Raw genomic sequence first — 22,863 nt, 5'->3', positions numbered from 1 at the left:
GCGCTCAGAAGGTCTTCGAGAGCTGGAACCAGGCGCGGCCCGACTTGTCGGGGGCGGACGTCGCATCGGCATCGCCGAGTTTCCGCGCGTAAGTCGCCTTAGCGGCGATCCCGTACGGTCCCGCCCAGCTCAGCCCGGCGCCGTATGCGCTGCGCTTCGCGTGGTTCGAGCCATCGAAATACGGGTGCTTGACGTAATCGACCTCGCCGACGTCGACGAACCCGAACAGCTGGAGCGCACCCGGAACGACCTGCGGCAATGCCAGCCGCGCCTCGGCGGTGGCGACATAGCCCTGGTCGCCATACGCCTCGCCCTCGGGATAGGCGCGGACGGCATAGGCGCCGCCCAGTTCCATCTTCTCGGAGATGTCGAGGTTGCTGAACGCGATCTGCCCGCGCGCGGAGGCGAACAGCGACAGCGGCCCGGCAATCGTCTGCAACCGCGCGAAGCTGAACTGCACCTTCCCGTAGCTGCCGTCGGTGCGCGCAGTCAGCGCGTCGACCGAGCGCTCATAGGCGCCGCGGATATCGAGATTGCCGACCGAATAGCTCAGCGAATACGCGCTCCAGCCGCCACCCAGAAGCATGTCGTGCTCGTCGCCGCTCAGTCCTGCGGTGACGACCTGCGCGCGGCGGAAAGTGGTGACGTCGACGATGCCGATCTTGTCCTCGAACCATTTCACGTCGCCACCGAGCGTCACGTACAGGTTGTTGTCGCGCGATCGGATTAGCGGATAGCTGGCATAGACGCTGGCCACGTCGGCATTGCCGCTGCCGTCGAGACTGTCGAATTCCTTGCCCAGCGAATAGTCGAGATGCGCGAAGGCGACGCCGAGCGTGACCTGGCCGATCGGTGCCTGGTAGGACGCGCGACCATAGGCGAGCCCGGAGAACGAGGTCAGCGCGCGCAGGCTCAGCACGTCGCCCGAGCCGGTCGGGTTGTTCCAGTTGACCACACCGCCGACGCGGTAGGCGCCGGTGTAGCGGTTGCCGGCATTGTCGGCTTCGACACTGCCGGTGATGCTCTGGCCTGGGGTGATCGCGACCAGCAGGTCGGACGTGCCGACCGCGGTGCCGGGGCTCAGCGTCGAGGACACGCGCACGCCGGGCAGGTCCGACAGCATCAGCAAGCGGCGCTCGAGCGGTGCGACCGCGACAGGATCGCCGACGTCGAGCCCGGCAAGGATGCCGTTCGCGACGCTATCCGACAGTCGCGATTCATTCTTCACGCCGACCGCGCCGAAGCGTCCTTCGATGACGGCGATCGTCACTGCGCCGCTCCGTACGTCCTGTGCGGGCAGGTAGGCGTTCGCGACGAAATAGCCGCGGCTCGTGTAATACGCGGTGATCCGCGCGGCGAGCGTCTTCAGGTCGGACAGGTCGAGCTCGGTGTTCGGCGTGAACTGCGATGCGGCGATCAGGTCGGCCTCGGGAAACAGCGTCGCCCCGGTTACGCGCAGCGAACGGACGAGCGTCTTAGGACCACCCGTGGCGGCAACGACGACCGGCGTCTTGCGCTCGAAGCCGAAGTCGGGGGCGGGCGTCTCGTTCAGCGGCACGGGCGGGATCTGCTGGAGCTGTCCACCGGCCCCCACGGGAACCTGCGCCTGCGCCGATTGCGTCGAAATCAGCAAGGCAGCCGGGCTCACAGCCGCAAGCGCGGCCGCCCAAAGGGTCGACTTGTACATGAACACCTCGAAAGTCACCGCGGATGGAAGGCACGAGTCTCCCATCCGCAGCAGCGGGAGCCATGTTCAATGAATGTGGGGAGAGCGTCCGAAGCAAGGACGAAGCCTTCGAAGATACTGGAGCGCGATTATGATCGCGTCTCAAGAATCTGTATGCAAACAGGCATCATTAGGCTGAAACGGTCCGTCGCGACGTTCGCAACGCTTGGCCTATTCCACCATACTTGATCTATGTATGTTACTAAGATCAATTACAAGCTGAATATCTGATTAATTGTTCGTTAATTTACAATTATTGCAGTCGAGTAGCAGTCGCCGGCGTGACTGGCACTTGTTACATCAGTCTATAGATGACGTTGACGTAAAGAGCAGGGAGATACTGCCTTTCGGGACGGCGGGCAGCGGTATGCTGTTGCCGGAAGTGGATAGGCTCCCATAGCCACGGTCTCGTGAGCAGCATCCCACGCACCCGGGGGCCCGGTACGCTCGCTACCGACTGTTTCGCGGCCGTGGCGCAATAGCGCGCCGCAGCTATCCTCGAACGTTCCGCTATCGCCTCACCACCGCGAGCAACACCAGCCGGTCGATCAGGAAGATCACGATCACCGACAGTCCCAGGATCGGGAACACTATCCCCGCGACGATGAGAATGGCGACAGCGCCCTTGATCCTCGTCGGGGAGACGCGCGCTGGCGCGGCAAGGCGACCCGCCGGGCGGCGTTTCCACCACATCACGACGCCGCTGATCACGAGCAACACGATCGCGAGGCAGGTCGCCAACATCACGAGTTGGTTCGCGAGCCCGAAGTAATTGCCCATGTGCAGTTGGACGCCGAGCTCGATCGCCTTCGCTGCCCAGCCGTAATCGGGGTAGCCGACCTCTCGGATTAAGCCGCCGGTCCAGCGATCGAAATACAGCGTGCGCTGCCCCTGCGGCTGATCGGGATAGGTGTAGGCGGTGTAGACGCCGGTCGCCCCACTCGGCAGGAACAGGCGATACGCACCCGCGACGTGGTGATCGCGCGTGACGGAGGTTGCGATCCGGTCGATCCCCGCAACCGCCGCATCGTCCCGCACCGCCATGGTCATCTCGTGGCCCGCATGACCGGCATGCTCCGCGGACGCCGTGGATGTCGGCATCGGCGCTTGCTCCATCGTCCACGGTGCTTCGCCGAGCGCGGTCTTCATCGGCACGCTCGCCGGCGCATTATGCGTCCGGTTCGATGCCGGGTAGCCGATGCCGAGCGCCGCCGTACCGCGGTTGAGCAGGTCGCCCTGGATCCCGGCCCAGGGGAGGCCGGTCAGCAGCAGGAACGCGATGAACGCGACGGACCAGACGCCGATCACCGCGTGCAGGTCGCGCCAGAACAGGCGTCCCCTCGCGCCGAGCCTGGGATAGAGGATACCGCCGAAGCCACCCCGACCACGTGGCCACCAAAGGTACAGTCCGGTGACGATCAGGACGAGCGCCCAGCACGCAGCAAGCTCGACGATCCGATCGCCGACCGTGCCGAGCGTCAGCGATCCGTGCATCTCGTCGGCGAACCCTACCAGCGTGCGGCCATAGATCGTCGAGCCGAGCACGCGGCCCGTTCCCGGATCGACGGCCACGCGAAGCGGCTCGCCGTGATCGGGGGTGACGAATACGACCGCCGAGCGGTTGGGCGCGCCAGGAAGGTCGATCCGGGTTGCTGCCCCTGGATGAGCCTTCAGCGCGGCATCGATCATCCGCGACGGCGGCACCTGCGTTGCATGGACCGCGACGAATCGCTGCGCCGGATACAGCGCATCGTCGATCTCGTCGTTGAACAGATAGATCGAGCCCGTGACGGCCAGGATCAGCAGGAAAGGCGCGACGATCAGGCCGGCATAGAAATGCCAGCGCCACAGCGCGCGATAGGCTTTCGGATCGACCGAACCGGTGAATGCCATCTGGAAACCCCTGCTCAGAAATGCGTGGAAAGCGCGATTTCGACACTGCGTGGCGCGCCGATATAGACGTTGGTCGTCGGGTAGCCCGAATACTCGCCGTAGAACGCGTCGGTCAGGTTGCGGCCGCGGACCGACACCGATGCTTGCGGTGCGACCTGATAGCTGATCGACGCATCGATGGTCGTATGGCCGCGGACGAAATAGCTGTTGGCGGTGTCGGTGTAGAAGCCGGACACGTGCCGGACGAACCCGCCGAGCGTCACCGGGATAGCCTTGATCGTGTAGAGCGCCGAGCCACTGACGGTGGTCGACGGCGTGTTGATCGGTCGATTGCCGGCGCGGTCGACGCGTGCGCCGGCGATCAGCTCGCTCAGTTGATCATACTGCGCTTCGGTGTAGGCGGCGCCTGCCGACACGGAGAGTGCGTCGGTGACTGCTGCGCCGATGTTGAGTTCGACGCCTTGCGACGATTGCTCGCCGCCTTGAATGGCTTGCTGCGGATTGTTCGGATCGCGGGTGAGGATGTTGGTCTGCTCGATCCGGTATGCCGCGCCGGTCATCGTCAGCCGCTTGGCGAACGCGGAGGCCTTGAAACCGACCTCGTAGGAGCGGCCCTTCGTCAGCTTGTACGTCGTGTTGACGATCGACTGGAGCAGGATCGACGATACCGGCGTGACTGCCGTCGTGTACTGGCCGTACAAGGTGATGCCCGGCGTGAGGTCGTAGGTCGTGCCGATCCGCCACGAGAACGGATCATAGGTCGGCGTGCCCCGCGTGACCGCGCCGTTCGCGTTGAGGTTGGTGATGACACGCGTCAGGTCGATGTGATCGTACCGCGCGCCGCCGACCAGCAGCCAGCCCGAAGTCAGGTTGAGCGCATCCTCGGCGAACACCGACGCCGTCTTGAGCTTCGAGTCATAGATGACATTGGTCGTCGAATAGGCGGCATCGCTGGTCGGGAAGACGCCGACGATCGGCGCGAACGGATCGACGTTCGCGATCCGCACGGCGGCATTGCCGCCGACCGGGCTTTGTTGACGCGGGTTGACGAAGTTCGTCTCGTTATATTCGCCGCCCAGGCTGAACCGGTTGCGCAGTCCTGGGATCACGGTGTCGTTGGCGATCTCCAGCCGCTCGTTCCAGAACTTGTGGTCGTGGTAGATCCGCTGGACCGACCGCGCGAAGCTGCCATTGGGGAAAGCGGCGGTCGGGGCGGTGAAGTTCTGATCGCCACTCAGCACGAAGTCGCGCTTGGCGTGATACCAGGTGAAGTCGTTCGCGACCGACCAGCCGCCGCCGATCGCATAATCGATCCGCGACCGCAGCGTCGTGTCGCGTGCACCGGAATAGGCACCGTACGGATTGTAGTTGCGACGGCGCAGCGCCTTGTCGAGCACCATGCCGTTACCGGTCCGCAGCGCGTTGCTCGGATCGCGCGCGACGATGGCGGAGACGAACGGCAGCCCTTGATAGCTGCTGTCGTACCGGTCCTCGTAATGGTCGACGGCGAAGAGCAGGCTCAGGTCGGCCGACGGCTTGAACAGGATGCTGCCCGTCAGGCCGACCGAGCGCGTCGCATTGTCGTCGACGTCGTACAGGCTGTCGGAATGCATGGAGCTCGCGTCCGCGCGGACCGCGACGGTGTCCGACAGTTTCAGGTTCACGCCGCTGGCCGCGGTTACCGTGTGGAAGCTACCGACGCTCAGCAAGCCGTCGAGACGGTCGCCGTCGAACGTCGGCTTGCGCGTGACCTTGTTGATGACGCCGGCCAGCGCGCCTTCGCCGTAGAGCACCGAGGCTGGCCCCTTGATCACTTCAATCCGGTCGAAATGCCAAACGTTGGTATCGCGCTGGACCACGGTCGAGGTGGAGATACGAACGCCGTCCTGCAGGATCGAGACGGCGCCGCCCGAAAAGCCGCGCAACGTCACGACCGCGGGGTTGCCGGGGACGTTGCCCGCGATCGCGCCGACGACGCTGTTGAAGGCCTCGCGTGCGGTGCGCAGCCCCTGCACCTGCATGTCTGCCTGTGTCAGCGTCTCGACGGTCGCGGGTGTCTCGCGGACCGACAGGCCTAGCCGGCTGCCGGTATCGGATTTACGATCGAGCTTGAGCTGGTCGCGCTGGCCGGTGACGACGATCTCGGCCTTCTTGTCGATCGCGTCCTCCCTGTCAGACGCATGGGCGGGCCCCGAGAACGCGACGATCGATGCCGACGCGAAGACTATGGTTTTGAACATGTGAATCCCTGCTGGACCCGTCCGCACATCGTGGTGCGGATCGGATGCCGTCATCCCCGCGGACTTGCCGCGCGTGTCGAACCGGTCCGCCGACGTGGTGGACCTGCCGAAGCATCGTGATCGCGCTCGGTCCGAAGACCGACGGATCACGCGGCGGGGAAGGGCGGGGGGCCTCGCAAGGGTGGTCGAAGATAGGCTTGCGCAGCAATCGGTACCGCGGTTCTCACGCGGAAGACGAGGCCGACGATGAACGCGATGGCGATCGCCAGCAGCACCGGATCGACCGCTGCCAGAGACGGCGCGGTCAGGCCCGAAAAGGCGCAGGGCATCTCCCGCTCCTGATGATCGGACTTGCCAGAATGATGCGCCATGCCAGGCATCGCCATCATCGGCGCCATCACCGTCTGCGCGGGCGCGATGCCGCCGCATATCTCGATCGTGACGCGCCCCCCGGAGACGACCGGCATGAACCCGGCCGGCACCAGGATCTTCATCACCAGTGCGCAGGCAAGCACCCACGCCGCCAGCCGGCGATGGTTCAGGAGAAGACGACGGAGTGCTGCCACGGCGCACGACTACGCGCTCGAGGTGGCGCTGTCACGTGGACGAAACGTCCCGTCACAGCCCAGATCAGCCGCGTCGCAAACGCTTCCAGCCGAGCCAGATGCCGCTGACGGACGTTACCATGCCAACCAGCGAGAACAGCCAGATCAGCAGGTCCCACGCCGGCCGGTGCCGCGTCAGTATGTTCAGATCCCATTTGTGCAGCAGGTCGAACACCCAACGGTACGCCCGCCTGCGCCGATCGATCCTGGCCAGCACGTCGCCGGTCGCGGGGTCGATATACAGCCACGTCGCGGCAGAGTCGTCGAATCGCAATCGGAGCATCGGCAGGCGAGGGAGACCACCGGGGTCGTACCAATATGCGTCGGGCTCGGTCAGCCGGTCGATCGCGACCGGCGGCGTGCCAGCGACAAGCATCCGTGCCGCAGCAGCGATCGCATTCGGCTTCGGTTGGGACGGCACGAGCGTCGCGGCGTCGAGGATTCGGCGTCGACCATCCCGATACTCGAGCACCGCGAGGGGTGTCGCCGCATAGTCGGTAATCCTCGCGCGGACGGCTCCCGCGCCGACATGGCGCAACCGGTCGAGGGGGACGGCCGGCATCACGCCAGCAGCGGCATAGGCGCGCACCGCCCGCGCATCCGGTTCCGCACTTCGGAACAAATGCCAGGGATCGACCGACAGCCATCCGCTGAAGATCCACGCGATCAGGAAACCGCCGCCGACCAGCCCCGCGACATGGTGCCAGAGCATCCATCCGCGATACGGCGTCATCCGCCGACCCTTGAACCGGCGCGTGCCGATGCGTGCGCGGAGGATACCGATCCAGATGCCGGCGAGTGCCGCGGCGATACACGGTCCCGAAACCCACATGACGACCTGTCGCCAGGCGGCGTTGTCCTGGCGCAGGACGGTCGGATACAGCCAGTGCGGCACCGATCCCAGCCAGTTCCAGAACCGCTCGGTCCGGTTGGTCGACTGGACGATCCCGCCGGTGGAAGACGACACGTAGAGGTCGGTGCCGCCCTCGTCCTCCAATGTCGCTTTCCACAACGGACGATGTCGGTCGAAACCACCCGATACCGTCCACTGGTCTCGCATGATCCGCTCCACTTTCAAGACGCGTGCTCGCCCAGAACGGCTTGTGACGCGGACGGCATAAGCCGCGTCCACCGAGGCGAGATGCCGGCCCTCGCTTGCGGGAACGGTATGCCACTCGTCGTCCCAGCTCTGGCTCCGCCAAACCGGCACGCCGTCGCGCATCTCGAGCAGCAGGTCTTGCGGCAATCGCTCCCCATCGAGCGGTGGCGGCACGGTCACGGCGGACCAGTCGATAGCCTCGGCTCTCGCCAGCGCTTCGGTCGGCGAGAGCGAAGGATAGGGCACGTACAGCATCACCAGGCCCGACCCGAACCACATCGCGAAGAACAGGCAACTGGCGATGCCGACCCATCGGTGCACGAGGTACAGCCATCGGCGCGCGAGCCGGCCGGCGTCAGAAACCGGCACGAAGCGACACGTCCAAGGCCCGCGGCCGTCCCAGCACCCATTGCTGCGCGCCGTAGCTGTTGATCGCATAATCCTTGTCGAACAGATTATAGACATGCACGTCGACCGCGACCCGCGGCGTCACCGCGTAGGACAGCGTCGCGTCGACCGTCGCATAGCCTGGAATGCGGAAAGCATTGGCGTTGTCGGAGAATCTTCGCCCGACATAGCGCAGTCCGGCACGCGCCTGGACCGCCGGTGTCGCGGTCCAACTCAGCCACAGGTTCGCCGTCGCCTCGGGGACGTCGGGTGGCGTGTTGCCGGCAAAACTCCTTTCGCCCGAGACGAAGTCGTCGAACCGTGCCTCCAATACGCTGCCGTTGGCATCGATCCCGAACCCTGCCGGCAAGTCGAGCGACACCGCGGCCTCGATACCCTTCGCGGATCGCTGCCCGACCTGCTCGATCGGGCTCGTCGGGGTTAGTTGCGACAACAGTCCCTTCTTGACGATGCGATAGGCGGCGATCGTCGCGGTGCCGCGGCCACCCAGGAACACGGCCTTGGCGCCCGCCTCGACCTGGTCGCCCGTCGCGTTGCTGAACTGGACCTGCCCGGTCGTATAGGTCGTCAGCGTCCCCAGCGGATCGACGCCGGTGGCATATTGCGCGTAGAACGAAACCGTCGGGACTGGCTGATAGACGGTCCCGACCCGCCAAGTCGTGTTGCCGAGCCGCTTGTCCAGCGCGAAGCTTTCGGTCGGGACCGCGGCAGTCGAGTCGATCGTCCAGCGCCGTATCCGATCGCGCTCGTAGCGGATGCCGCCGACGATCGAGACATGCTCGCCAAGCTTCAATCGGTCCTCAGCGAAGATCGCATATTCGTTCGTCCGCGTGCGATACCGCGGTGCGATCCCCTGCGTGTCGACGATCACGCCAGGATCGAACACGAACGGATCGACCACCGAGACTTGCGGGTCGGCGCCGAAATTGTGCGAATAGGTGAGCTTGACGAGGTTCACGTCGAAGCCCGCGACGACGTCGTTGGTCACGCCGTCCGCGATCCGCGTCTTGAGCGTCACGCTACCCTGGTCGCCCCATTGCGTCTGATCGTGGACGATCCCGGTCATGTCGGTGCGATAGATGCCCTCGGGCGTGGCGCGCACGTCATTCGCGCCGTTGGGGCAGAAGCCGTCCGCCGCCAGCCAGCAATAGCTTTCGAGGTTGAGCCACTCGCGCTTGGAGGTGAGCCGGTACGCTTGATTGCTGATCGTGAGCGTCTCGCTCGGCTGCCAATCGACCTGCAGGCTGGTCCGGTTGTCGCGGTAGCGAACATGGCCGTCGCGCGTGTTGTAGTTGCGGTCGCGATTGTCGTGGTCGAGCCGTCCGTCGATCAGCGGCGTGCCGAAATAGCGCATCGGATTCTGGTTGCCGTAATCGTCGCGCACCGTGACGACGAACCGATCGGTCGGTGCCCAGCGCAACGTCCCCGACAGCGCGTAGCTTCGTGATTGCCCGCGATCGACATATCCGTCGGACCGCCTGTAGCTGCCGTCAACGCGGTAGGAGAGATGCTCGTCGAGCGGTCCACCGGCACCGGCTGCGACGTGGAAACTGTCCTGCGATCCATAGCCGATCTCGCCGTCCACATCGGTGTGCCGTGTATTCGGCTTGCGCATCAGCACGTTGACCGCGCCGCCTAGCGCACCTTGACCGTACAGGACGGAAGCCGGACCGCTGAGCACGTCGATCCGCTCGACCATCCAGGGGTCGCTCGGAAAGGTGATCGTGCCGGCCGCAGGAAAGAGGCGAATACCGTCGATCAGTTGCAACACCGAACCCTGACCGCTGAACCCGCGCGCGGCGAGCGCCGTGCCACCATTGCCGAGGTTGGCGACGCTGGTGATGCCGGGCGCGCGGCTGGTTGCGTCGTTCACGGACACGTCGCCGCGCGTCCGGATCGTATTGCCGTCGATCGTCGACAGCGTCGCCGGCGTTTCGAGCGGGGAGAGGTTCAGGCGGCTGCCTGTCGAGTTCGGAACCGTAAGGTCGGCCTGGTGCCGGCCGGTGACGAGGATATCGTCGGCGCTACCCGCCGAACGGTCCTCCCCGGTCTGCGCGCTGGCCAGGGATGGTAGGAAGGTGACGAGCAAGGACGCGGCAAACGCGGCATACGGTGATGGAAACGACATATAAAAGCCCCCGAGGCGTCGGACGAACCGGCAGGGGCCTCTCACCGAGCACGAGGCTCGAACGTGCGCCGGCGAGCGCGCCACGAGCGGATTGCCCGAGCACGTCCAAGCGAACGGAAGCAGTCGTACCCGACGGACGCCATCGCGACCGGCACGCCTGCCCATGCGGTCCCCACCGCACACATCGTCGCTCAGACGGAGTACCGTGCCTCGGCCATCCCCTGGACCAGGCAAGAGCGACCACACGCCGGCAGGTCTCCTGGCTCACGGGTCAACGCCCGATGCACAACCTTCCCAGACCGATCGGTCCAGTGGCTGGTGACCGGGGACTTTGCCCGACCACGCACATGCATCACGCTCGCCGCTTACAGTTGCAGGGACAGCCTCGGCATCAGGTGGTCAAGCCACCCTCACCGCGTTCCCTATTAAGCTCCTCGCGGAGCACCGGTGCGATCATGCCGACCCATCCGAGAACGGGCCAACGGGAAGAGTGTAGCGTGACGTAAGGACACGGGCAATCGACGATCGCGTAACGATCTTGGCGATCGGTCGACCTAGCGCCCCCGCGTCGCGTCCAGGAACGCGGCGGTCCAGACGAGCGGCGCGTTCCAGTTGATCGCGACCTCGTTGACGGTGAACGCGCGGTAGTCGTCGATCCAGCAGGTTGGCGGTGCGCAACCCTTCATCGGACCGGGTTCGTCTGCCGCCGCGGAGTTGGGACCACCCGACAGCACGCCGGTAGGGGGTGCCGGATAGCGCTTGTCCGCCGCGGCGGCCCAGAAGCGGTGGTGCGGGTGCTGCACCGGGCGCGTGCCGATGCCGGTGACGTAGGACCGGTCTAACGGATTGCGGCCGAGGATGTAGTCGAGGCTTGCCACGACCGCATCGCGGTACGCGGGCTTGCGGTCGATCTGCCACGCGACGCCGAGCACGATCGCGCGGTTGAGGATCGAACTGCTCGAGCCCCAGGGGTAGTTGGTGCCGCCAAAGGGTATGCCGTAGCCGCTGCGCTTGCCTTCGGCGACGAAGCCGTCTGCAAGCGCGGTGATCCGGCTTCGAAGTCTCGCGCGATCGTCTGCGGGCAGCGCGTCGGGCACGGTCGCCAGCGTCATCGCGCCTGCCAGCTTGAGCGATCCCCAGCCGATATCCGTGCCGGGGTCGGTGAAGATCCCGTCCTTGCGCAGGCGATCGAGGAAAACCGGTTCTTTGGTGGTTGCGTAGAGTTGCGCGGCAGCGAAGGTGAACTCGTCACGGACATCCGGGTCGCCATAGCCGCCACTGCCAGTGAAGTCCGAACTGGTGAGCAGGTTCGGGTGACGAAGTGCCGCAGCCCAGCCACGTCGTGCCGCGTTGAGGCATTTCGTGGCGAAGACCGGATCGATCGTCCGCCAGATCCGCGCGCACTGCGCCGCGACGCCGACCATGTTGAGCGTTGCAGCGGTCGAGGGCGGATAGAGGAACCGCGTCTGGTGATCGTCGGCCGGTGCGGTCGGGATGCCCGTCCAATTCTCGTCGGCGATCTTGGTGTGCACCAGCCCGCTTGCGTCGATCGTCTCGAACCGGGTGATGGCCTTGCCCGCGACGCCCGCGTCCGGGGCAATGGCGAGCTTGGTGCCATCGGGAATCTGCATGGCGAGCAGGAAGGCGACTTCGACGCGCGCTTCGTCGAGCAGGTCGTCCTTGCCGTTGGTGCGTTCTGGCAGCGCGAGGCGACCGTCGGCGAAGGCGTTGGCGTCACCGAACGCGGCCAGGCGCTCGTGGAGATCTAGCAGCGTCCAGGTCGAGACCCCGCCGTTGACGACGTACTTGCCGTGGTCACCGGCATCGTACCAGCCGCCGGTCGCGTCGATCTTATAGTCGCAACCGGGCCATTTGACGCCCTTCTGATCGCGACCGGCGAAGCAGGTGGCGACGTCGGGGGCATGACCGGCAGGGCGGGCAAGGTCGCTGCGCTCGACGAACGCGGGCAGGATCGGCACGCCGCTGCGTTGCTGATAGAAGAACGCCATCGCGGCGGTAGCGACGGGCGCGAATGGGCGGTCCGCGATCACGAAGGGGTGGCTGGCGGTCGCGCCGACGTGCAGGCGATAGCCGGTGCCGGGCGTCCTGAAGCTGCCGAAGTCGATCCGGTGGACGCTTTCGCCCGAGGCGGCGTCTGGCCCTACGGGTATCGTCTTCCCCGCAGCGACGATCTTGCCGCGCGCATCGGACAACGTCCACGCCAACGGGGTGCCTTGCGTGGACGGCAGGACGGCGATCTTGGAACCGCGCGTCTCGAACCCCGCCTGGTCGATCCGGATCGACGCGGGCGGGGGTTGCGTAGCAGCCGTCGTCAGCAGGACGGCCGCCGCACCGAGCAGGGAGGGACTCAATCGCCGCATTTGGTCATCGGTACCGGAGCGGAGTCGATCTTCACGTCGGAGATCGACAGGCCGAGCTTGCCGTCGGTGGCGATCACGAACGGTGCGGTGACGTGCGCCATGTCGATGCCGCGCTTGGCGAAGCATTGCAGCGGGACGATGACCTGCTGCCAGTCGCCCGACTTGCCCGCCGCGAGCGCCTTCGTGATCGGGACGGTGACCGCGTTGCCGTCGTTGCTGACCATGCCGATACCGACCGGTGCGCTGCCTGCGCGATCGACGCGGACGTCCACGACCAAGCTGAGTTCGCCATTGCTCTCGCGTGTGAGATCGAGCGGACCCGACGCCTCGACCCGCGTTTCGGCGGGGCCACCGGTCCAGACGAACGCGCGCGCGTCTTCCTGGCGGCGGCGGTCGACCGCGGAGGCGGTAAGGCGCTTGGTCGCGGTCGTCGCGTTGACACCGAGCAGGCGGACCTTCGACTGGCCCTGCTCGACCAGCGCGAGCGACCAGCCTTCGGGGACGCGGCCCTTGCCGAAGATCGTGCCGTTGGACGATGCGGCCATGCCGGCCGGCCGCGCTTCGTCAAGCTTCGGTACGCTGCCCGGCTTGGCGTAGCTCAGCCCGTAGCCGAATGCGAACAGCGGGTCGTAGCCAGGGTCGGAGCGATTGAGGACATACTGGTCGGGACGCTTCGGCCAGGAGAAACTCAATTTGCCGCGGAAGTCGTTGGCGACGCTGCCATCTTTCTTGCGGAACAACACGTCGGCGACGCCGCCGCCTTCGCTGCCCGGCAGGAACGCCGCGACGAACGCATCGGACGCGTTGAGTTCGGCGTTCACCCAGAGCGGACGCCCCGACAGGAACACCGCGACGACGGGGACGCCCGCGGCCTTCAGTTTCCGCAGGAGGTCGAGGTCGGACTTGTCCTCTGGGCTGTATTCCAGGTTCGGGCGATCGCCCTTGAACTCGGCATAAGGCTGTTCGCCGAACACGACGATCGCCGCATCGGGCTTCTTGGCGAAGCTGCCGTCGGTCGACAGCGTCGCGGTGCCGCCGGCGTCCTTGACCGCGGTGCTGATCCCCGACCAGATCGTCTCGGCGTTGGGGAAGTTCGCGTTGGTGGTGCCGCCGCCCTGCCACGTCAGCGACCAGCCACCGGCCTGTTGCGGAATGTTGTCCGCACCCCCGCCTGCGACGAGGATGTTGGCGGAAGGCTTCAGCGGGAGCAGACCGCCTTCGTTCTTGAGCAGCACCATCGATTCCCGTGCTGCGCGGCGGGCGATCGCCCGGTGGTCGGCCGCACCGATCAGGTTCATCTTGCCGGCGAGCGCCCGCGACGATGGACGACCGCGATCGAACGTGCCGGCGCGGATCTTCACGCGGAGGATGCGGCGGACTGCGTCGTCGAGCCGCGCGGCGGGGATCTCGCCCGACTGCGCCTGTTTCAGCGTGTTGGCGTAGAGCGTCTTCCAGCCGCTGCCCGAATACATGAACATGTCGAGCCCGGCGTTGATCGCGGCGGCGCAGCTCTCGTTCGAGCAGCCGTCGACTTGGCCGTGGCCGTTCCAGTCGCCGACCACGAAGCCGTCGAAGCGAAGGCGATCCTTGAGCACGCCGGTCAGCAGGCTCTTGTTGCCGTGCATCTTGGCGCCGTTCCAGCTCGAGAAGCTGGCCATCACCGACTGGGTGCCGGCCTCGATCGCAGCCGGATAGCCACCGAGATGGATGTCGCGCAGCACGGTCTCGGGGATCAGCGCATCACCCTGGTCGCGCCCGCCGGTGCCGCCATCGCCGAGGAAGTGCTTGGTTGTCGCGATGACGTGATCGGGGGCGAGGAACTCCTTGGTACCGACCTTGCCCTGGACGCCTTCGATCACCGCGCCGGCGTAATCCGCCTGGATCTGTGGCTCTTCGGAATAGCTCTCGTACGTCCGCCCCCAGCGATCGTCGCGGACGACCGCGAGCGTGGGGGCGAAGGTCCAGTCGATCCCGGCGGCGGCGGTCTCGATCGCGGTGACGTGGCCGATCTCGCGCATCAGGTCGCGATCACGCGCCGCGCCGAGCCCGATATTGTGCGGGAAGAGCGTCGCGCCGGGAATGTTGTTGTTGCCGTGGACCGCGTCGGTGCCCCAGATCACCGGGATCGCGGGGCGGCCGTCGCTGCGCGCCATCGACGCATCATAGAACTCGTCCGCGAGCTTCAGCCATTCGACCGGCGGCGCGAGGTCGTTGCCGTGCGGGCCGGCGTTGCCGCCGTTGAGGATCGAGCCGAGCTTGTACGTGCGCAGGTCGGAAGGCTCGATGCTGGCGATATCGACCTGGATCAGCTGGCCGATCTTGTCCTCCACGGACATGCGCTTTATGATCGCGTCGATCCGCGCCTCGACCTTGGGATCGCGCGAGGGGCGGGCGTTGGCGGTCGGCCAGATCTCGGGATGCGCGACGGGCGAAAGCGGCGCGGTCGGTGCCGCTACGGGCGTCGCCGCTGATTGCAGCAGAAGCGCGATCGTGAGGCTGGAAAAACTGGCCGACATCTCATTCTCCCCGGACGGTGCGCTGACGCGACCCTGTTCTCGTATCCTCGCTACCGGGTGAGGGCAGCGGGGTGCAAATCATTTGGCTATCGCTGCGCCCACATCTCGGGATGCGCGTCGATATAGCCGGACAGGGCGGCCGTGATCCGCGCATCGTCGGCGGTCGACGGATGCGAATGGCATCCCGTGAACGCAAGCCCGGTGACGGGCACGAACGCGATATTGCGCTGCCCTTCCGCCTTCAACCGCGCGGCGACCTTGCCGACCTCCGCCGCAATCTCGCCCCCGGCCATGTCGGTTGCCCACAGGACGACATGTGCGTCCGGATCGCGGGCCCGGAGGCGTCTGACGAAGTCGACATAACGCTGCTCGTAATCGGCATGGAGCGCCTCGCGCGTCTTCCACGGCTCACCGAGGTGGAGCGGCGTCGTGAAGTCGTTGGTGCCGAGCGCGATCACGAACAGGCGCGGGTGCCACGCCGGCTCGACGTAGCGCGTCGCCTTGTCGAACAGCGTGAAGGGATAGGCAACGGGAAGCGTGTCGGCAGCCATGCCGTTGTAATTGCGGACGATCCCCCGACCCGAGATCGCATTGACCTGATAGTCCGCGCCGTATCGCCTCGCGGCCAGCGCCGGCATGGCTTGCGAGGTGTCGGTCGTCGCCCACACCTCCGCTTCGGTGCAGTCGCGCTGGGCTGAGACGTTGCCATAGCCGACGGTATGGGAGTCGCCGATGAACTCGATCTGCCGCGCCCGGGCGGGGGTGGGCAACGGGCGCGTTCCGGGCGCCGCGTAAAATCCGCCGAAGACGGTCGGTGCGGCCTGGCTCTCGCTGGCGACGTCGACGCGTATTGCGTGGCGCCCGTCGGCGAGGCCGGTGACGCGGTAGAGCCCTGGCTTGGGCTTGAACAGCGTCGTCGGGGAAGATGAGTCCACCGTGACACGCAGGGTGACATCCCCGTCGCCGATCTTCAGCAGGATGCCTGCGCCCCGAAAATTCGCTTCGAAATAGGTGCCCGGCCATTGGCGTCGATAGCCGTCCGACGTCCGCTCGACCCGGCCGCCGATATGCATCGGAAGCGCAGCACCGGGCTTGCTCGATACCGCAGTGACGGTGATCGGCGTCGCGACCGCCGACGTCGACAGCAGCGCTGCACCGAGCAGGCCCAAAACCGTACGCATACCATGTGCTCCAGTTCGATCCGACAAGGCCGGCATTAGAACGCCGCCATTGCTGCGGCATGCGCCCGGATCACGTCTTGCGTCGAGGCGTCGCTGTCGAACACGCCGTACCAGCCCTGCGGTTCGTGTGGCGGGTCACCCATATAGCCGAGGTCGCCGCGCTGGAAGCGGTGGTCGGCATGCGGCGTGCGAGCCTCGCCGTTCCACGCCCAGAAGTTCGAGCCCGCGAGCGGTCCGCCGGACTTGGCATCGGTTTCGATCGCCGCATAGATCTGACGGTAAAACCGATCCTTATACACCGTCGTGATGGTCGGATCATAGGCGGTCCTCCCGTCGCGCGGGTAACCGAACTCCTCGATCACCAGCGGCTTGCCGAGCGTCGTCGCCAGCCGGATATGCGCGCCGATATATCCGGCGACCTTGGCCGCGCCCGCGTCGTAGGTGCCGGCGAGATCACCTGCGTCCATCCAGGTCCAGTTGTTGGGCCAGATATGCGTCGTGAGGTAATCGATCGACGGCGAACGGTGCGCGGCGAGTACGACGTCCTCGCGCTCGATCGAACCCTTCAGCCCTTCCGAGCCGCTCGAGACGAGGTGGTTCGGATCGAGCGTCTTGATGTACCGCGCGGTCTCGTCGATCCAGCTGTAGAAAGCGGGCAGGTTGGGTATGGCCACCGCGGGTCCGCCGGCCGGACGCGGCTCGTTCGCCAACTGCCACGCCATGATCGTCGGGTCCGCGGCGTAGGCGACGCCCGTCACGGTGTTCGTCCGCGAAACGACCGCGCGGATATAGTCGCGGTACATCGCCTGCGCCCGGCCGTTGGCATAGAACGCAGCGTTCCAGTCGGCGAACGCGGGCCACGGATGTGCGGGGTCGTTCATATTGATGTACTTGCCGCCGTTGACCCACGACAAATACGTCATCATTCCGCCCGACCATTCCCAGAAGTTGGTCAGGTAAATCACCGCGGTCACGTCTCGCTTCGCCATCTCGGCGAGCATCCAGTCGAGGCCCTTGAGCAGGTCTTCGTTATAGGTCGCGGTCCTGTCGCGGAAGCCAGGCGTGATCGAGTTCTTCAGCGGCGACAGTTCCGCCGACCCGAGGATGCGGAGGTTGCGCACGCCGAGCGCCTTCAGGCGGTCGAGTTCGCGGCCGAGACGCGCGCGGTTGCCGTATGCGGTCTCGGCACCGAGCCATGCGCCGTACCAGATGTTGGCGCCGGCATAGCGGTAGGGCTTGCCGCCGCGCCGGAAATGGGTTCCGTCGACCGTGACGAACGGCGATGCTGCGGGCAATCCAGCCAGCCGACCGTTATTCGTGCAGCCAGCGGCCAGGGCAACGCCCCCCAGCAACGCCGCACGTCGACCGATCATCGCGTTGTCCAAGCCATCCCCCCTTATACCGCCACCGCGTCGAGCGTCTCCGCCGGGCGATTGATCGACCGGTCGGGTTGTTTAGCGCCAGAGCCATCGTCTTTAGGTTTGCATGACGGGGCGCGCTACCGGGATTTATCATACTTGAAGTCGAACACGTCGGATGTTCGCGGCTGGGGGAATGATGCACCTGCATTCCGTGCATCCCAATCGTACCAGAACGCGTTTGTCCTCTGCCGTCTCGCTAGCCGAGTTGGGTCGCCATCACTGCCGGAGTTGCTCATGTCCAAGACCATCATCGCCGACCTGTTTGCCGAGACGCTGCACCTGGCGGGTGTCGAGCGAATCTATGGTGTCGTTGGCGACAGCCTCAACGGCCTGACCGACAGTTTGCGGCGGCAGGGTAAGATCGAGTGGATCCACGTTCGCAACGAGGAGGCTGCAGCCTTTGCCGCAGGGGCGGAGGCGCAGTTGACGGGCAAGCTGGCGGTGTGTGCCGGGTCTTGCGGCCCCGGCAACATGCACCTGATCAACGGGCTCTACGACTGCAACCGGACGCGCGTGCCGGTGCTGGCGATCGCCGCGCAGGTACCGAGCGGCGAGGTCGGCTCGAACTATTTCCAGGAGACGCGCCCGGAAGCGCTGTTCCGTGAATGCAGCGTCTATTGCGAGACGATTTCCGATGCCGACCAAATGCCGCGGACGCTGGAGACGGCGATCCGGGCGGCGGTCGGCCACCGCGGCGTTTCGGTCGTCGCGATGCCGGGTGATGTAGCGCTGCGGTCGACGACGGGTACGCTGGCACGGTCAAAGGGCGCACTCTTGCCGCCGCCCTCGGTGACGATACCCGCGGAGTCAGATATCGCCGAACTCGCCGCGCTGTTGAACGGCGCCGAGAAGGTGACGATCCTGGCGGGGCGGGGGTGCCGCACCGCGCATGCCGAGCTCGTCACGCTCGCGGGGATCTTGCAGGCGCCAATCGTCCACGCGCTGGGCGGCAAGGAGTTCGTCGAATACGACAACCCCTATGATGTCGGCATGACCGGGCTGATCGGCTTTGCTAGCGGCTACGACGCGATGATGGCGTGCGACGTGCTGCTGATGCTCGGCACGGATTTTCCGTATCGGCAATTCTATCCGGAGAAGGCGAAGGTCGCACAGATCGACCTGATCCCAGAGAACCTCGGTCGGCGGACGGCGATCGATATCGGGCTGGTCGGCGATGTCGGTGCGACGCTTGCGGCGCTGATTCCGCGAGTGAAGACCGGGCGCGATGGCAGCTTCCTCAAGTCCGCGATCGAGAATTACGCCGAGTCCCGCAAGGGGCTGGACGATCTTGCCAACGGGAAGCCCGGCAGCGGTGTGATCCATCCGCAGCATGTCGCCCGCGTCCTCAGCGAGCAGGCGGCGGACGATGCGGTCTTCGCCTGCGACGTCGGCACGCCGACCGTATGGGCTGCGCGCTACCTGAAGATGAACGGTCGGCGGCGGTTGATCGGATCGTTCAACCACGGATCGATGGCGAACGCGCTGCCGCAGGCGATCGGCGTGCAGGCGGCGTACCCGGAGCGGCAGGTCGTGACGCTGTCGGGCGACGGCGGTCTGGCGATGCTGATGGGCGAGTTGCTGACGGTGCGCCAACTTGGCCTGCCGGTGAAGATCATCGTCTTCAACAACGGCACGCTCGGGTTCGTCGAGATGGAGATGAAGGCGGCGGGCCTGGTCGAGACCGGCGTCGCGCTCGACAACCCCGACTTTGCGGCGATGGCGCGGGCGATCGGCATCCACGGCGTGCGCGTGACCGATCCGGGTGACGTCGAGGCCGGCATCCGCGAGGTGCTCGTGCATCCGGGGCCGGCGTTGCTCGACGCCGTCACCGCGCGGACCGAATTGTCGATGCCGCCGAAGATCACGCTGGAGCAGATGAAGGGCTTCACGCTCTATATGGCGAAAGCGATCATCAGCGGCCGCGGCGACGAGGTGGTCGAGCTGGGCAAGACCAATGTCGGCTTGCTCAAACGTCTGTTCTGAGCGAGCCGAGATCGGTCGGTGCCGGGTCCGTCAGAGCGAAAGACGGGCCCGCGCCGCGCGGTATTCGCGTTCGAGACGATCGACGCGGTCGGCAACGCTCTCGACCTCGGTGACCGCGCCGATACCCTGGCCAGAGCCCCAGATGTCCTTCCACGCTTTGGGCTTGGAACCGTTGCCGCCGCCGAAGTCCATCGTCTTCAAATCGCCCTCGGGGAGGTTGTCCGGGTCCATCCCCGCAGCCTGGATCGACGCACGCAAATAGTTGCCGTGCACGCCGGTGAAGAGGTTGGAATAGATGATATCGGAGGCTTTGCCGGCGACGATGCCGTCCTTGTACGCCTGGTCCGCGTTCGCCTCGGTCGTCGCGATGAACGGCGAACCGATATAGCCGAAGTCCGCGCCCATCGCCTGCGCGGCGAGAACGGCGTCGCCGGTTGCGATCGAGCCCGACAGCGCGAGCGGGCCGTCGAACCACTGGCGAATTTCCTGAATGATCGCGAACGGTGACAGTCGACCGGCATGACCGCCCGCACCGGCTGCGACTGCAATCAGTCCGTCGGCGCCCTTCTCGATCGCTTTCCGCGCAAACCGGTCGTCGATTACGTCATGGAGCGTGATGCCGCCCCAGCCATGCACCGCGGTGTTGAGGTCCTCGCGTGCGCCGAGCGACGTGATGACGATCGGCACCTGCCACTTCGCACATGTCGCGAGATCGCTTTCCAGGCGATCGTTCGACTTGTGGACGATCTGGTTGACCGCGAACGGGGCTGCGGGTCGATCCGGGTTCGCGCGGTTATGCGCGCTGAGTTCCTCGGTGATCCGGTGCAGCCACTCGTCGAGCATAGCCTGAGGCCGGGCATTGAGCGCGGGGAACGAACCGACGATGCCGGCCTTGCACTGCGCGATCACCAGCTCCGGGCCGGAAATGATGAACAATGGCGAGCCGATGACGGGCAGGCGCAGGTTTTTTAGAATAGCGGGTACGGTCATATGGGTTTTCTAGCGCAACCCATTCGCACACGCCAGAGCCGGTTTTGCCCTCCATATCGTCACCGTGTGGACGATATGGAGGGCAGGGTACCCGGTCAGGCCATCTTGCCGATGACCTTGTCGAGCGTCAGCGGATATTCGCGGACACGGACGCCGCACGCGTTGTAGACTGCATTGGCGATCGCCGCGCCGACGCCGCAAAGGCCGAGTTCGCCGATGCCCTTGGCCTTCATCGGCGAGGACTTCTCGTCGAGTTCGTCCATGAAGAACACGTCCTGCATCGGAATGTCGGCGTGCGCGGGCACGTGATATTCGGCGAGGTCGTGGTTGACGAAATAGCCGAACCGCGTGTCGACGACCGCGTCTTCCATAAGCGCGGCACCGACGCCCATCGTCATCGCACCGATCACCTGGCTGCGGGCCGATTTCGGGTTGAGAATACGACCAGCCGCGAACGCGCCGCTCATACGACGAACGCGGATCTCGCCGGTCGCCGAGTCGACCCCGACCTCGACGAAATGCGCGCCGAACGTGGCCTGCGCATACGTCTTGGTCAGGTCGCCGAACTCGATCGAATCCTCCGCCGAAATGCCGGCATCGCCCGCGGCTTCCGACAGCGAGACGCTGCGGTTGCCTGACTTCACCTTGCCGTCCTCGAACACGATTTCGGTCGAGTTGAACCCCAGTTTCTGCGCGACCCGCTCGCGCAGCGCCATGCACGCCGCGTAGACGCCCGCGGTCGAGCTGTTGCCACCCCACTGGCCGCCCGAACCCGACGAGGCCGGGAAGCTGCTGTCGCCGAGCAAGACGATGACCTTGTCCATCGGTACGCCCATCATCTCGGCCGCGGTCTGCGCGATGATCGTGTAGCTGCCCGTGCCGATGTCGGTCATGTCGGTGGCGACCGTCACGACGCCCTTCTTGTCGATCCCGACACGCGCGCCCGACTTCATCGTGACGTTGTCGCGGAACGCCGACGCCATCCCCATGCCGACCAGCCAGCGGCCGTCGCGGACTTGCCCCGGGACGGGGTTGCGCTTGTTCCAGCCGAAGCGTTCTGCGCCGGTCTTCAAGCAACCGACGAGGTCACGCTGCGAGAACTGGCGCGACGGCTTTTCCGGATCGACCTGCGTATCGTTGATGATCCGCAGCTCGACCGGGTCCATCTTCAACTTCTCGGCCAGTTCATCCATCGCGGCTTCGAGCGCAAGCAGGCCGACGGCCTCGCCGGGTGCACGCATCGCGTTGCCCTCGGGAAGATCGAGCACGGCGAGACGCGTTGCGGTCATGCGGTTCGCGCCGGCGTAGAGCAGGCGGGTAGCATTCGGCGCGGTCTCGGGACCACCACCGGGCAGATCGCCCGACCAGCTCTCATGCGCGATCGCGGTGATCTTGCCGTCCTTCTGCGCACCGATGCGAAGGCGCTGAATCGTCGCCGGGCGGTGCGTCGTGTTGTTCATCACCTGCGGCCGCGCGAGCGCGAGCTTCACCGGACGCCCGCCGATCGCACGCGAGCCGAGCGCCGCCATCACCGCATCGCTGCGGACCCACAGCTTCGAGCCGAACCCGCCGCCGACATAGGGCGACATCACATGGATGCTTTCCTTCGGCAGGAGCAGCGTCTCGCTCATGTCGCCGACCGCCCAGGCGATCATCTGGTTAGACGTCCAGAGCGTGAGCTTGCCGTCCTTCCATGCCGCGGTGGTGGAGTGCGGCTCCATCATCATGTGGCTCTGGTCGGGCGTGGTGTAGCGCTCGTCGAGCTTGACCGGCGCCTTGGCAAACGCATCGGCGAAGTCGCCGACGGCGGTGTCGGGCGTGCCGCTCTTGGGCTTGGTCGCCGAGGATTGCGATGCGGCGAGATCGAAGCGTCCGGCCGTCCGCGCGTAGTTAACGCGGAGCAGCTTGGCACCGGCACGGGCCTGCTCGAACGTCTCGGCGACGACGACCGCGACAGCCTGGTCGTAATGCTGGACGTCCGGGCCGGCGAGCATCCGCGCGGTGTGGTTCTTGGCTTTGCCGAGCTTGCCGGCATTCTGGTAGGTGACGACCGCGAGCACACCGGGAGCGGCCTTCGCGTCGGCGTCGTCGATGCTCTCGATCCGGCCCTTGGCGATCGCCGAGCCAACAATATAGCCATAGGCGGCGTTCGGCGCAGCATCGTTGCGCTCATACGCGTAGTGCGCGGTGCCGGTGGTCTTCAGCTTGCCGTCGACGCGATCGAGCGGCTTGCCGAGCACCTTCATCCGGTCGGTCGGATTCGCCGTGGCGGGGGTATCGAACTTCATGGGC

The 22,863-nt window shown here is 65.9% G+C and carries 13 protein-coding genes and 1 riboswitch; of the genes, 1 reads left to right on the top strand and 12 read right to left on the bottom strand.

What is annotated here, in order from left to right; translation table 11 throughout:
- Nucleotides 1–4: 4 nt before the first annotated feature.
- The 10 genes from C8J42_RS09540 to C8J42_RS09495 all read right to left on the bottom strand — a co-directional run bounded on the left by C8J42_RS09540 (nt 5) and on the right by C8J42_RS09495 (nt 17,550).
- Entirely contained in the window at nt 5–1,687 is a 1,683-nt protein-coding gene (locus tag C8J42_RS09540) for a ShlB/FhaC/HecB family hemolysin secretion/activation protein (RefSeq protein WP_133019797.1), read from the bottom strand.
- A 549-nt stretch (nt 1,688–2,236) separates the two neighbouring features.
- Nucleotides 2,237–3,619 (bottom strand): PepSY domain-containing protein, encoded by a 1,383-nt coding sequence (locus tag C8J42_RS09535; protein ID WP_133019796.1) that lies wholly within the window; start codon nt 3,617–3,619, stop codon nt 2,237–2,239.
- A gap of 14 nt (nt 3,620–3,633) precedes the next feature.
- Nucleotides 3,634–5,859 (bottom strand): TonB-dependent siderophore receptor, encoded by a 2,226-nt coding sequence (locus C8J42_RS09530; RefSeq protein WP_133019795.1) that lies wholly within the window; start codon nt 5,857–5,859, stop codon nt 3,634–3,636.
- Between the two features lie 146 nt (nt 5,860–6,005).
- Nucleotides 6,006–6,425, bottom strand: a complete 420-nt coding sequence (locus C8J42_RS09525; RefSeq protein ID WP_243644232.1) for a DUF2946 family protein — start codon at nt 6,423–6,425, stop codon at nt 6,006–6,008.
- A 64-nt stretch (nt 6,426–6,489) separates the two neighbouring features.
- Nucleotides 6,490–7,932: a PepSY domain-containing protein gene (locus tag C8J42_RS09520; protein ID WP_243644228.1), complete on the bottom strand. Its 1,443-nt coding sequence runs from the start codon at nt 7,930–7,932 to the stop codon at nt 6,490–6,492.
- On the bottom strand, nt 7,919–10,099 hold the full coding sequence (locus C8J42_RS09515; RefSeq protein ID WP_133019793.1) for a TonB-dependent receptor: 2,181 nt from the start codon (nt 10,097–10,099) through the stop codon (nt 7,919–7,921). The genes C8J42_RS09520 and C8J42_RS09515 overlap by 14 nt, the downstream gene beginning before the upstream one ends.
- A 231-nt stretch (nt 10,100–10,330) precedes the next feature.
- Nucleotides 10,331–10,563, bottom strand: a riboswitch (cobalamin riboswitch).
- Between the two features lie 90 nt (nt 10,564–10,653).
- Nucleotides 10,654–12,480 carry a glycoside hydrolase family 9 protein gene (locus C8J42_RS09510; protein WP_133019792.1) on the bottom strand — a complete coding sequence of 609 codons (1,827 nt, stop codon included), beginning with the start codon at nt 12,478–12,480 and terminating at the stop codon, nt 10,654–10,656.
- Nucleotides 12,468–14,996, bottom strand: a complete 2,529-nt coding sequence (locus tag C8J42_RS09505; RefSeq protein WP_133019791.1) for an exo 1,3/1,4-beta-D-glucan glucohydrolase — start codon at nt 14,994–14,996, stop codon at nt 12,468–12,470. The genes C8J42_RS09510 and C8J42_RS09505 overlap by 13 nt, the downstream gene beginning before the upstream one ends.
- 86 nt (nt 14,997–15,082) lie before the next feature.
- Nucleotides 15,083–16,177, bottom strand: a complete 1,095-nt coding sequence (locus tag C8J42_RS09500) for an SGNH/GDSL hydrolase family protein (RefSeq protein ID WP_133019790.1) — start codon at nt 16,175–16,177, stop codon at nt 15,083–15,085.
- A gap of 35 nt (nt 16,178–16,212) precedes the next feature.
- Nucleotides 16,213–17,550 (bottom strand): mannanase, encoded by a 1,338-nt coding sequence (locus C8J42_RS09495; protein ID WP_133019789.1) that lies wholly within the window; start codon nt 17,548–17,550, stop codon nt 16,213–16,215.
- 282 nt (nt 17,551–17,832) lie between these two features.
- Here C8J42_RS09495 and poxB point away from each other — a divergent pair, with 282 nt between their 5' ends.
- Nucleotides 17,833–19,581, top strand: coding sequence for a ubiquinone-dependent pyruvate dehydrogenase (poxB, locus tag C8J42_RS09490; protein ID WP_133019788.1), 1,749 nt, complete (start codon nt 17,833–17,835; stop codon nt 19,579–19,581).
- A 30-nt stretch (nt 19,582–19,611) separates the two neighbouring features.
- Here the strand turns inward: poxB and C8J42_RS09485 are convergent, their stop codons facing one another.
- The gene (locus C8J42_RS09485; RefSeq protein WP_133019787.1) at nt 19,612–20,571 is read right to left on the bottom strand and encodes a nitronate monooxygenase family protein; all 960 of its coding nucleotides are present in this window, start codon (nt 20,569–20,571) and stop codon (nt 19,612–19,614) included.
- A 95-nt stretch (nt 20,572–20,666) separates the two neighbouring features.
- On the bottom strand, nt 20,667–22,859 hold the full coding sequence (gene paoC, locus C8J42_RS09480) for an aldehyde oxidoreductase molybdenum-binding subunit PaoC (protein WP_133019786.1): 2,193 nt from the start codon (nt 22,857–22,859) through the stop codon (nt 20,667–20,669).
- Between the last annotated feature and the right edge of the window lie 4 nt (nt 22,860–22,863).

This window comes from Sphingomonas sp. PP-CE-1A-559, assembly GCF_004340965.1.
In the GTDB taxonomy this organism is placed as follows: Bacteria; Pseudomonadota; Alphaproteobacteria; order Sphingomonadales; family Sphingomonadaceae; genus Sphingomonas.
Note: the sequence above shows the minus strand (reverse complement) of the source record. Positions and strands in the feature narration are given on the sequence as shown.

Coding starts and splice junctions, on each gene's coding strand:
- C8J42_RS09540 (WP_133019797.1), bottom strand. CDS start 1,687: ATGTACAAGTCGACCCTTTGGGCGGCCGCGCTTGCGGCTGTGAGCCCG.
- C8J42_RS09535 (WP_133019796.1), bottom strand. CDS start 3,619: ATGGCATTCACCGGTTCGGTCGATCCGAAAGCCTATCGCGCGCTGTGG.
- C8J42_RS09530 (WP_133019795.1), bottom strand. CDS start 5,859: ATGTTCAAAACCATAGTCTTCGCGTCGGCATCGATCGTCGCGTTCTCG.
- C8J42_RS09515 (WP_133019793.1), bottom strand. CDS start 10,099: ATGTCGTTTCCATCACCGTATGCCGCGTTTGCCGCGTCCTTGCTCGTC.
- C8J42_RS09510 (WP_133019792.1), bottom strand. CDS start 12,480: ATGCGGCGATTGAGTCCCTCCCTGCTCGGTGCGGCGGCCGTCCTGCTG.
- C8J42_RS09505 (WP_133019791.1), bottom strand. CDS start 14,996: ATGTCGGCCAGTTTTTCCAGCCTCACGATCGCGCTTCTGCTGCAATCA.
- C8J42_RS09500 (WP_133019790.1), bottom strand. CDS start 16,177: ATGCGTACGGTTTTGGGCCTGCTCGGTGCAGCGCTGCTGTCGACGTCG.
- C8J42_RS09495 (WP_133019789.1), bottom strand. CDS start 17,550: ATGATCGGTCGACGTGCGGCGTTGCTGGGGGGCGTTGCCCTGGCCGCT.
- poxB (WP_133019788.1), top strand. CDS start 17,833: ATGTCCAAGACCATCATCGCCGACCTGTTTGCCGAGACGCTGCACCTG.
- C8J42_RS09485 (WP_133019787.1), bottom strand. CDS start 20,571: ATGACCGTACCCGCTATTCTAAAAAACCTGCGCCTGCCCGTCATCGGC.
- paoC (WP_133019786.1), bottom strand. CDS start 22,859: ATGAAGTTCGATACCCCCGCCACGGCGAATCCGACCGACCGGATGAAG.